The organism is Lacihabitans sp. LS3-19 (assembly GCF_024343575.1).
GTDB lineage: Bacteria > Bacteroidota > Bacteroidia > Cytophagales > Spirosomataceae > Leadbetterella.
Genome location: NZ_RJUA01000015.1, coordinates 68,045 through 80,307, shown reverse-complemented (window position 1 = coordinate 80,307; position 12,263 = coordinate 68,045). Strand labels below are relative to the sequence as shown.

General features: G+C 35.1%; 5 protein-coding genes and 1 rRNA gene. 1 reads left to right on the top strand and 5 read right to left on the bottom strand.

Translation table 11 applies throughout. From position 1 onward, the window contains the following. The 5 genes from EGI22_RS12260 to EGI22_RS12240 all read right to left on the bottom strand — a co-directional run. A 16S ribosomal RNA gene (locus EGI22_RS12260) occupies positions 1 to 1,314 on the bottom strand; the annotation flags it as partial. Positions 1,315 to 1,873: 559 nt separating this feature from the next. Beyond that, positions 1,874 to 3,304: a glycoside hydrolase family 125 protein gene (locus EGI22_RS12255; protein ID WP_255068734.1), complete on the bottom strand. Its 1,431-nt coding sequence runs from the start codon at positions 3,302 to 3,304 to the stop codon at positions 1,874 to 1,876. Continuing rightward, a complete protein-coding gene (locus EGI22_RS12250) occupies positions 3,297 to 4,535 on the bottom strand; it encodes an ROK family transcriptional regulator (protein WP_255068733.1) in 1,239 nt (412 codons plus the stop codon). Before EGI22_RS12250 ends, EGI22_RS12255 begins: the two co-directional genes overlap by 8 nt. A gap of 354 nt (positions 4,536 to 4,889) precedes the next feature. Continuing rightward, entirely contained in the window at positions 4,890 to 6,482 is a 1,593-nt protein-coding gene (locus EGI22_RS12245) for a SusD/RagB family nutrient-binding outer membrane lipoprotein (RefSeq protein WP_255068732.1), read from the bottom strand. 18 nt (positions 6,483 to 6,500) lie between these two features. Next, positions 6,501 to 9,797 (bottom strand): SusC/RagA family TonB-linked outer membrane protein, encoded by a 3,297-nt coding sequence (locus tag EGI22_RS12240; protein WP_255068731.1) that lies wholly within the window; start codon positions 9,795 to 9,797, stop codon positions 6,501 to 6,503. A gap of 260 nt (positions 9,798 to 10,057) precedes the next feature. Here EGI22_RS12240 and EGI22_RS12235 point away from each other — a divergent pair, with 260 nt between their 5' ends. Continuing rightward, on the top strand, positions 10,058 to 12,214 hold the full coding sequence (locus EGI22_RS12235) for a penicillin acylase family protein (protein WP_255068729.1): 2,157 nt from the start codon (positions 10,058 to 10,060) through the stop codon (positions 12,212 to 12,214). Positions 12,215 to 12,263: the final 49 nt, after the last annotated feature.

Here is a 12,263-nt window from a genome sequence, read left to right as displayed (position 1 = left end):
TTAACTTTTTGTGGAGAATATCGGAGTCGAACCGATGACCCCTTGCTTGCAAAGCAAGTGCTCTAGCCAGCTGAGCTAATCCCCCAGATTAACTTGTTGATGGAAATAAAGACTAACACATTTTTTTTGTATCAAAGACCTTCCTTTATTGTTTATTTCATCTGTCTTGCGACAAATTATCTCTAAAAAGGAGGTGTTCCAGCATAACCTGATGGCAACAGACAATAGGGGTTGCGTTCGTTGCGGGACTTAACCCAACACCTCACGGCACGAACTGACGACGGCCATGCAGCACCTTGTTTCGCGTCATTGCTGACTAATCCATCTCTGAATTATTCGCTCACATTCTAGCCTAGGTAAGGTTCCTCGCGTATCATCGAATTAAACCACATGCTCCACCGCTTGTGCGGACCCCCGTCAATTCCTTTGAGTTTCACCGTTGCCGGCGTACTCCCCAGGTGGATTACTTATCGGTTTCCCTTGGTCACTGAGCTATTCACCCAACAACTAGTAATCATCGTTTACGGCGTGGACTACCAGGGTATCTAATCCTGTTTGATCCCCACGCTTTCGTGCATCAGCGTCAGTTTATTCGTAGCAACCTGCCTTCGCAATTGGTATTCCTTCCGGTATCTATGCATTTCACCGCTACACCGGAAATTCTAGCTGCCTCCAAATATCTCAAGCTCAACAGTATCGATGGCATGTAAAACAGTTAAGCTGCTACTTTTAACCACCGACTTATTAAGCCGCCTACGCACCCTTTAAACCCAATAAATCCGGATAACGCTCGCCACCTACGTATTACCGCGGCTGCTGGCACGTAGTTAGCCGTGGCTTATTCTAATGGTACCGTCATTATAGCTCGCAAGCCACACATTCTTCCCATTCAAAAGCAGTTTACAATCCAGAGGACCGTCTTCCTGCACGCGGCATGGCTGGGTCAGAGTTGCCTCCATTGCCCAATATTCCCTACTGCTGCCTCCCGTAGGAGTCTGGCCCGTATCTCAGTGCCAGTGTGGGGGATACTCCTCTCAGAGCCCCTAAGGATCGTAGCCTTGGTAAGCCGTTACCTTACCAACTAGCTAATCCTACGCATGCCCATCTACATCCTATAAATATTTCAAAAGTCTCTGATGCCAGAGTCTCTATTATGCGGTGTTAATCCCAGTTTCCTAGGGCTATCCCCCTGATGTAGGTAGGTTGCATACGCGTTACGCACCCGTTCGCCGGTGACATTGCTGCCCCCTCGACTTGCATGTATTAAGCCTGCCGCTAGCGTTCATCCTGAGCCAGGATCAAACTCTCCATAGTAATGTCTACTAACAGAAAGATCTCCCAACTTCGTGTTTCGTCTCTATCTCCAACAAGTTAATGAACTTTATCCCACTTTCGTGAGCTCGTTGCCTTTTCAAGCTTTTCCTTCTAAACTCTAAATCCTTCTCGTTTAATCGGGGTGCAAAGGTAACAACCTTTTTTTAAACTCCAAATATTTTAAACAAAAATTAAATTTATTTTTAAGAACTATATCCTTTAAAAAGCTTTTGGTTTTAAATCCCTCTGCCGTTTTGGGACTGCAAAGGTAGCACACACATTATTATATTTCCAAATGTTTTTTTTAATTATTTTTAAGTCCAAAAAGCACTTTTATTGATTATCAATTATTTAACCAAAACCCTCCTTAAATTAATCATATTCTTTCTTTTTTAGGTGAAATCTTGAAATGAAAAGAATTAATATTATTTCCATCCAGATTGACCTAATCGTACTTTATTGAATTAAAAAAAAGAGAAAAAATAATTATGGAGAAAAAGATACCAAGGCTAAAAAAAACAGAAAAGGCTCTTTATTTTCAAATTGAGCCCAATAAATTTCACAAAACCACTTTTAGTAGATGTGGTCTTTCTCTTTCAATATTTAAAATTAGCTCGCCAAATAAAGTATTTGCCCATGCAAACCATTTACGAGTAAACTTGAAGGAGTCATCTTTATCAAAAGACTCATGCATAAAGCCTGTGTTAGCATGTGTTGCTTTTAAAAACCTTAATTGCTTTAGAATCTCATCATCATTATTTGACGTTATTGCCCTCATTATAATACTCATTGGCCAAATTTGATCTCGTAAAGTATGTGGGCTTCCAATTCCTTCTGCTGCTTTACCATTAAAGTAATATGGATTATATTCACTTAATATAAACTTCCTGGTGTTTTGATATATTTTATTATTTGAATTAAGGCATCCCAAATAGGGCAAACTTAACAAATTTGGTACGTTTGCGTCATCTTGGAAAAGTGCATTTCCAAATCCATCAACTTCCATAGCATAAATTTCGCCAAATTTGAGATGTTTATATATTCCAAACTTTTGGATCGCTCCTTTTATTTCATCTGCTAAATCAGCACATTTTTTACTATTTGGTCTATCCTTATATATATAGGTAAAAATTTCAGCTAATTGGATAAGACTTGTAACCGCAAATAAATTTGATGGAATTAAAAAAGGATATTGTGTAGCATCATCTGAAGGACGAAAAACACTATGAATCATTCCGTTTGGTTTGGTGATATTTCCATAGCCATTTCCTGGAACTGTATCTGTGGACCATGAGGTTGTTCTTCCAAACCGATATGGCCCTTTGTCTTCTAACCTTTGTTGTTCTTTAAAAGTTTTTATTATTGCCAATGCACTTTGTTTCCATTTCTCAGAAAACGCATCTACCCTTCCTGTCTTTTTCCAAAAATGATAAGCCAACCTTATGGTATAACAAAGCGAATCAATTTCCCATTTACGTTCATGGAGCTCTGGTTTCATATCTGTGTGGTCTGTCACCCATTCAGATTTTCCGGGTCCGTCATTAAAAGCGTTTGCATAAGGATCTATAAGTATACAATCGGATTGTCGATTAATAACGCCAAGTATTAAATCTTGAAGTGGATTGGAGTTTCCTGATATTTCTAAATAAGGCCAAACTTGAGCGGTACTATCTCTTAGCCACATAGCATTGATATCTCCAGTAATGACAAAAGTATCTGGTTTATTATTTTTTAAGGAATAATTAACCGTCGTATCTAGGGTATTAGGAAAGCAATTTTCAAAAAGCCATGCCAATTCCTTGTCCGCACACTTTGACTTTATTCTTAAAATAGTATCTTCAACAATTACATCATTAAATTTCCTATCTCTTTGAGTTGTTCTAACAACTGGAAACTCTTTGTTTTCAAAATTCAATTCGAGTTTTGAGCCAACAAATAGCAAAGAAGCTTTTTTGTTAAATTCTCTCCTTGATAATTTTAAATCAATCATATTTAAAAAGTCTTTTTGCCATAAAAGCATTAACGCCCAAAATTTTGGCTAAATCACCTAAATTTGTCACCTCTATTTGCAAATCCTCTTTAAAGTCAGGCAAGCAGTATTTATTAATTGCATGTTCTACGGGATTCACAATAATTTTACCTGCCTTTGATAAGGCACCATCAATTACAATAATTTGTGGATTAAATAAGTGAACCGCCACAGATAAACCTTTTCCAAGTTCTATACCTATATTATATAGGATATCTATTGCAAAAGCGTCGCCATTCTTGGCAGCTTCGATTACCATTTCGAGGTTAATCTGCTCAAGTTTATCCTTATATTCCGACAAAATCGATATTTGGCCATCCTTAAGCCCCTCTTTTACCCTTTTTAAAAGGGAAGAGGCGGAAGTTACAGTATCTAAACATCCAACTTTACCACAAGAACATAATTCTCCTTCTGGATTAACTTGAATATGACCCAATTCACCAGCAAAACCTGAGGCTCCATTGAATATCTGCCCATTAAAAACAACTCCTAATCCAACTCCCCAGTCTACATTGATAGACAAAACATGGGAGAGGTTTTTACCAATTCCAAAAGTAGCTTCCCCAAAAGCAGCGGCTTTAGAGTCGTTTAGAATAAATACCGGGAGATTAAAATTTTCACTTATTTGCTTGCCTAGTGATTTATTATTTATGTTGAGATTTTTGTATGTCTTATTTATACCCGTCCTTTTGTTTACAAGGCCTGGAATGGACATTCCTATTGAAACAATTTCTTTTTCTAATAAATCATTTTTTTCAATCGTTTGTTTAATTATCTCTAAAAGATCTTGTAAAAAACTCGGTTCTTCTGTTAATTGTAAAGCGAAATGCTCTTCTTGTACAATTTCATTTTTAAAATTTAGAACAAAAACTTTAGTATCATGAGTAGTTACATCTAAAACAATCACATGTTTTTCGCTAGGATTTAAAGAATATATAGTAGGTCTTCTTCCTTGTTTTTTATTATCTAATTCTTCACCAACAAGCCAGTTTTCAGACAAAAGCTCTTCAATATGTGATGTTAAGGTAGGAATACTGATAAATAAGGCCTCAGAAAGGTCTGCTATCGCCATCTTTTCATTCTCATATAATGCTTTTAAAATACTCTTTTTTTGTTTGAATTTTTTTAGTTCAACGGCTGATTCTTTAAAAGAAATTTCGTTTTCTATATAATTCGAAGTAATTGAATCCATTTATTTGGTTTTATATACAATTCTAATTTACGAGAATTGCTTCAAATGGTTTAAAAAATAATTTTCTATTTTAGGTTTTTAAGCAATTTGAAATTTTGAAATACGAAAAATACAAAATCAAAAATTCTTGCCAATTCTTAAAAATTTTTCAAAAATAACTAAAAAGAGGTATAGAATTTAATAGCTTTTGTCATAGAATACGTAAAAATCAAAAAAACATACCTCATTTTATATATTTTTTTTAAAAAAAACCTAATTTTTAATTTTACTTTAATAAAAATTTCAAAAAAAGGGCCAACATTAAGTCGACCCTATTTAAACTTTCATTTTAACCAATCTATTAAATATGAATTTCTACTTAATATCCCAAAATATTTTGTTTCCTAATTTATCTTGATCCTGAATAATAGAATAATTCGCTTTGTTATAAGTAATTTCGTTACCAGGAATATTAAATCTATAAGGAGGCAAAGTTTGATTATTGGCATTATCTGTAACAAAATTAAACGAAAGTGCATCTAATCTTCTTTGCTCCGCCCAGTTTTCATAAGCTTGCAGGATATTGTAATGTATCCACTTTTGGGTAGCAATCAATTTGATTTTTTCTGCTTCATTGGTTGCTTTTTCCCAACTTACTGCATCCTGTGATGCATAATCAGCAATTTCAGTAGATGTCGGTTCTGAAGGAGCAGCAACAGAGTTATCGTTACTCACACTCCTTATTTTAACATATTGTGCTACAGAATTACTTATAGAAGCATTGTAATTTTCTTTTGCTAAAGCATCATTTCCATTTTTTAAATAATATTCAGCTTTGATTAAGTTTACTTCTGCGGCATTGATTAGAGTCCCAGGAATGTATTGATTTCTTGCATAAGTAGATGTATTATAAATTGCAATCTTACCAGTATTTGCAAGTTCTGTTTGCTCACTACTTGATGCCATTGGATCAATACCTAGATACTGACCGTCAGCACTTGATCCCGGCTGAAATATATAGGCCAACCTTGGGTCTTTTGTAGAAACCAATTGATCAATCATCTTTTTGCCCGCAGTATTTATAAACCAACCAGTTCCAGATTCAAGTGCACCTTGGAAGCCTTTTGAATTTATATTAGAGCTTAGATCGTAAACATTGATTTGGATATTTTGTGCTAAATTTTCAACAATAGGAAATGTAGCAGAATTACCTAGTATTTCTCCCATTTCAGTTTTAGCTCTTGCAGATAAATTTGCAGAGGCAGAAACTCTGTTCAACATTCTCAATCTTATTGAATTACAATACCTCTTCCACAAATCTATGCTTCCTTGATTAACATAATCTTGGGTTTTAAAGGCTAATTGAAAAGTTGAATTTAAAGTAATACCATTTAATTCTGTTGCAACGGTTTTCAATTCATCTAACATCATTGTATAAATAGCATCTGCTGAGTCAAATTTTGCCAGTGATATTGTGTAATCACCTTCATTTTGACTAATCTTACCTGCATCCGTAAAAGGCATAGCTCCAAAAACATCCACCATTCTTTGGGTATAATCATAAAGATATACTTTGGCCGCTAACATATATACTTTTCTATCTTTTTGAGAAGTAGCATCTTGGGCATTATATATTTTTTCCAACTCGCGATACTGAGCTAATGTACTGTAATAGTTGTACCAAATATCCTCAGCACCTGATGAGCCAGGAACATATTGCCCAGTTTCGTTTGCCCACCCAGTAGTTTGCACATAATGGTTCAGGGTGGTTCTTAAGGTAACAAAATAGTTACGATAAGCTGGTAAAACATAATCCTTATTGGTATAAAGAAATCCAGTAAATTGACGCTCTACAGATGTTGATGATAATTTACCAGGATTTGGATAAGCCTCTATAAAATCTTGTTGCTTACATGAGAATATCCCCAATAAAAATAGACCTAAAGTTAAAATATTTATTTTTTTCATTTGAATCATTAATTAAAATTAAAAACTAGCTCTTAACATCACACCCATCGAACGGAATGAAGGGTTGTTTCCAGCGTTATTTATGTTCTCGTACCATCTAGTACTTGATGTAGTTTGTTCTGCATCAAGGTCTTTAATGCTACGATACAAGAAGAATAAATTTCTACCAAATACTGATAAGTTGACGTTACTACTTCCTAATTTTCTTGCAACTGAACTAGGTAAACTATAGCCTAAAGAAATTTCTCTCATTTTGATATAATTGTTTTTTGTAACGTACAATTCATATCTTGAGCTACTGTATTGCGGTCCACCCCAGTTATAAGTATTGTTGTAGTATACAGCCTGCGAAATCACATTACTATTTGGCTCTCCAGTAGTAGTCACACCGTCCATCAGCATACCATCATGATAAACGGTTTCACCGCCAGGACCAGATGCAGAAGTCGTTTGGACACCTTTTCCATCAGCGTTGACATAATAACTTAAGCCTCCACTTGCAGCATCCATAAATTTGGTACTTTCCTCTAATAAACCTCTACTGATCATCCAATTTATACCTGTTGGCATTATGCTTCCACCAAAATTAAAATCAGTAACAATATTTAAATCGAAGTTTTTATAGGTAAGATTATTCAACAAGCCTCCAGTTAGTTTAGGCATTGCATTTCCAGCTACTACCCAGTTTGCTCCATCTAGTTTATATAAGCCATTTGGGTCAACTATTTTTTGACCCGAAGCATCAGTAGCAATAGCGTGAACATAGATATCACCCATTGGTCTACCAACAACTGACCTCAACTGTGCTGCATTACCATCGTAATCTGCATGTAGAAGTTCTGTTGAATTATTTGCAAGCTTAACTACCTTGTTTGTATTCTTGGCAAGATTTAGGGTAACATCCCAATTCAAATTATTGCTTTTAATAGGAACTGCTGTCAATCTTAATTCAAGACCCTGATTTCTTAAAGTTCCGATATTTGTCAAAATAGATCTTGCACCTGTTGATGCAGCAATGTCTAAAGGAAGAATTTGATCAACTATTTTAGCATTGTAATATGAGAAATCAAATCCAAATCTGTTATGCAAAAACTTTGTTTCCCAACCTATTTCCACTTCATGTTTTTGTTCAGGACGGATTGATTCATTTCCGAAATTAGAAGGAATAGTTGTATAAAGTACAGGTTTTCCTCCATTCGATTGCACTCCTAAAGTAGCCTGGGTATATGCGACATTGGCAGCATAAACCCCAGGATAATTACCAACAATACCATAACTTGCTCTTAATTTCGAATAAGAAATTCCAGTTGGCATTTTGAAGGCATCACTTAACACAAAACCAGTATTAACTGACGGATAAAAGAATGAGTTATTGTTAGGGTTCATAGTTGAATATCTGTCCTTTCTCAATGTTGCCTCTAAATATAAGTAATCCTTAATGTCAGCATTTACAGTTCCAATCCATGCATCGTTTACAAGGTTCTCTCTTGCAAATGAAGCGTTGGCTTGGTTAAGCGAAGAAGACAAATCAAAATAATTTTCTGTTGCTAAACCTCCATTGGTTGAGGTTGTCATATATCTATTTTGTTGTTTTCTTGCTATATATCCTCCCAAAACGTTAATACCTAAAGACTCATTAATTTTCTTTGTATAGGTCAATAAAACATCCCCATAAACATTGCTGTATCTATTCTGGCTTGATATAAAAGCTCCACTGTTGCCAATTACAAGAGGTACTTCGGTTGCCCTTTCAGACTTATTCTCTTCCGAAGTAAAGTCCGTAGCAATTCTTGTTCTGATGGACAAATCTTCAGTGATTTTGAAGTTCTCCGTAATACTTGCAATAACCCTATTGCTAGCTTCATCGTCATTGTGTTTGTAAACTCTCCAGACAAAATCAGCAATATCACCTCTAAATCCATTGTAAGTAATGTTTTCGTCAGGAGTTGCACTTGCTTGGGTACCTGTTCTGAATTTATATCCAAGACTGGTTTGGTAATATTTATTATACCATTCTGCTTTTTCAAACCTGTCCATCATACCCGTAAAATTATTAATCATACGATCCACTTTATAAGGTCTATTGTGCGTAGCTTGATTTACATAGTTCACCATCACGTCAGTTTTAGATCTTTTTCCAAGATTAAAACTAGTATTAAGGTTAGCTATATTTTTTGCATTTTTTGACCCTGGGCTAATCATTTGATTGTCTTGGCGAGTAAATGAAAATCTCATGTTAGAATTATCAGAACTTTTAGAGACTGACAAGTTAATATTTGAGGAATTTGCATTTTGAAAAAGATCAGCATAGCTACTATTTGAAGCAGAATATGGCACCATTTCGCCTGTCCAAGCTCTAACAGGTTGACCGTCAAACTTTGGACCAAAGTTCACACTCGTATTAATAAGCCCTCGTGAACCATCAGCATATTTTATAAAAAGGTTTTCGTCCTGATTTGCATTGGCTAGTGTTTTAGGGTATCCTGGCCCTCTAACATTTTGATATCTTGGAAGATATGCAATTTTGTCATAAGTAAAAGATGAGCTAAAATCAACACCAATTCCTTTTTTGCCTTTACCAGACTTTGTGGTAATTAACAAAACCCCATTAACAGCCTCTGAACCATATAATGCTGCTGCTGAAGCACCTTTTAGAATAGAAATATTTTCTATATCAGCAGGGTTAATATCCAAAAGTCCATTCCCTTGGATACGTTGATTACTCCAATAACTAGTGTTTCTAAACTCTCCACTTCTAATTGGAATACCATCAAGAACAATTAATGGCTGAGTATTTCCGGTTATAGATGCAAATCCTCTAATATTAATATTAACTCCACTAGTAGCACCGCCTGGAGTAGCATTGATAACAACACCTGGAGCTTTTCCATATAGTGCAGATGCAAAATTAGGCGAAGCAGTTCGAGTAATTTCTTCAGACTTAATAGTGGAAGTTGCGTACCCTATAGCTCGTTGCTCTTTGGTAATTCCTAGTGCTGTTACTACTACTTCGTCTAGAACTGAAACATCCTCCTGCATGGCCACATTTAGAACTGAAGAATTGCCCACTTCAACTTCTTGGTCTGCAAAACCGATAAATGAGAAAATCAATGTACTTTTTGGTGTGGCTTTAATAGAAAAAGCCCCTTTTGTATCAGTGGCTGTTCCGGTTGTGGTTCCTTTTACTACTACAGACACCCCAGGGAGTGGCTCTCCATCTATGGCGGAAACTACTACGCCACGGATATTTTGAGCAAAAATTTGAATACTAATCATCAAAAATAAGACAATCAGCGAAGGTAATTTTTTGACCATAATTATTAGGTTTAGATAAAACTTTGTTAGTAAAATACAATTATGGCGTAATTTTAATAATTTATTTTATTAAATAATAATTATTTAACAATTTAATTTTACTAAAATAGATATTTCAATATTTTTTTTACCTGAGAATGTCATTTTTAATATATTAAATTTTAATTGTATTTTAACATTTAATAAAGTTTCTTACAATCAAAAAAACTCACTAATTTGTACCCATATCATCTATATCAATTAACAAACTTTCATAAATCATGAATAAACTTTTCCTTTTAATCCTTTTTAGTATATCTGCATTTTCACAAAAAAATGATTTAAAAAAAATAAGTCAATGGGAGAAGCAAGCAGACAATGTAATTATTAAAAGAGATCAGTGGGGTATTCCGCATGTTGAAGGTAAAACTGATGCAGATGCAGTTTTTGGATTGATGTATGCTCAATGTGAGGATGACTTTGCTCGAGTGGAAATAAATTATTTGGAAAAACTTGGAAGACTTTCTGAAGTATACGGAGAGAAAAACCTATATAATGATTTACAAATAAGAATGCTTATAGATGAGCAGGAGGCAAAGGAAGAATATAAAAACGCAGAACCTTGGCTTAAGAAGTTGTTAAATGCTCACGCCGATGGCATCAATTATTTTCTTTATAAAAACCCCAGTGTAAAACCTAAAATCCTAAATAAATTTGAACCCTGGTATCCATTATTATGGACAGACGGAAGTATTGGAGCTATAAGTACAGCGGACTTGACGATAAATGACCTTGAAATGTTTTATGGAAATAAAGAGAAAGTAGGCCATGTTATTAAATCTGAGGAATATCAACAAACTGGCTCGAATGGATTTGCTATAGCTCCTCAACTCACTAGCACCAATCATGCTATGTTATATATAAATCCGCATACGACGTTTTATTTTAGACCTGAGGTACATATTAAAAGTAAGGAAGGACTTAATACCTATGGAGCAGTAACTTGGGGGCAGTTTTTTATATACCAAGGTTTTAATGAATATTGTGGTTGGATGCACACTTCCTCTAACGCCGATGTCTCGGACACTTATATTGAACATATAGAAAAAGAGAACGGCAAAATGTTTTATAAATACGAAGGAAGGCTAAGGCCTTTAATAACAAAAAACATCGCAATAAAATACATAGAAAATGGAATTATTAATTCTAAGACTTTTGAAACCTATGCAACCCATCATGGCCCGATAATGGCCAAAAGAGGTGGGAACTGGATAAGCCTGAAATCCTACAATCGAGCCAAACTTAGCCTTGTACAGAGTTGGATAAGAACCAAAGCCAAAGGGATGGAAGATTATAAAAAAGCCATGGACTTAAAAGCTAATACCTCTAATAATACAGTTTTTGCTGATAAATTTGGGAATATAGCCTATTGGCATGGAAACTATATGCCCATCAGAGATACTACCTTGAATTGGGCAAAACCACAAGACGGAACCGTAAAAGAAACTGAATACAAAGGTTTGCATTCTGTAGAAGAGGTTGTTCATATGTATAACCCTGAAAACGGCTGGATACAAAATTGTAATTCTACTCCATTTACTGTTTCTGGGAAATTTAGCCCCCGAAAAAGTACTTTTCCAGAATATATGGCTCCAGATGGGGAAAATTTCAGAGGAGTTAATGCCAATAGACTCTTGGAAACTGCTTCCAATTTGGATTTGGATAAGCTTATTAAACTGGGTTATGACAATTATTTGCCGGCCTTTGAAGTTTTGATCCCTAGCTTAAAAAAAATACAATCACCTGACAAAGAACTTTCAGAAGCATTGGAAATTTTGAAAAACTGGGATTATAGAACCACAAAAGAATCTGTTGCCACCACATTGGCCATAGAATGGGCTCAAAAGTTAAGCCCTGCCATTAGAAAAATATATGTAGACCAAGGAGAAAGTGACCAAGTAAGCAACACTAAAAGATTTGTAGGACAAGCAACTGAGGAAGAATTACTAAATCCTCTCAAAGAGGTTTTACAAACATTAAATAAAAACTTTGGAACTTGGAAAGTAAAATGGGGTGAGATAAATAGATTCCAAAGATTAAACAACAGTATCCCTTCTGAATTTGACGACAATGCTACAAGTTTGCCTATGGGAAATGCCTCCGCTCTTTGGGGATGCTTGCCTTCATTTAACAGCAGAAGTTTTAATAATTCTATAAAAAGATACGGATACAGTGGAAATAGCTTTGTTTGTGCTGTAGAATTTGGTGATAAAGTAAAAGCTAAATCACTTTTAGCGGGTGGAAACAGTTCGGATGTAAATTCCAAAAACTTTAATGATCAAGCCGAAATGTTTACAAAAGGAGAATTCAAAGATGTCCTTTTTTATGCTGAGGATATTGAGAAAAATACTGTAAGAAAGTATAATCCTGGGAAGTAGGTTTGGTTATTGGTTGATTGGTTATAGGTATATTGGTTATTGGTATATT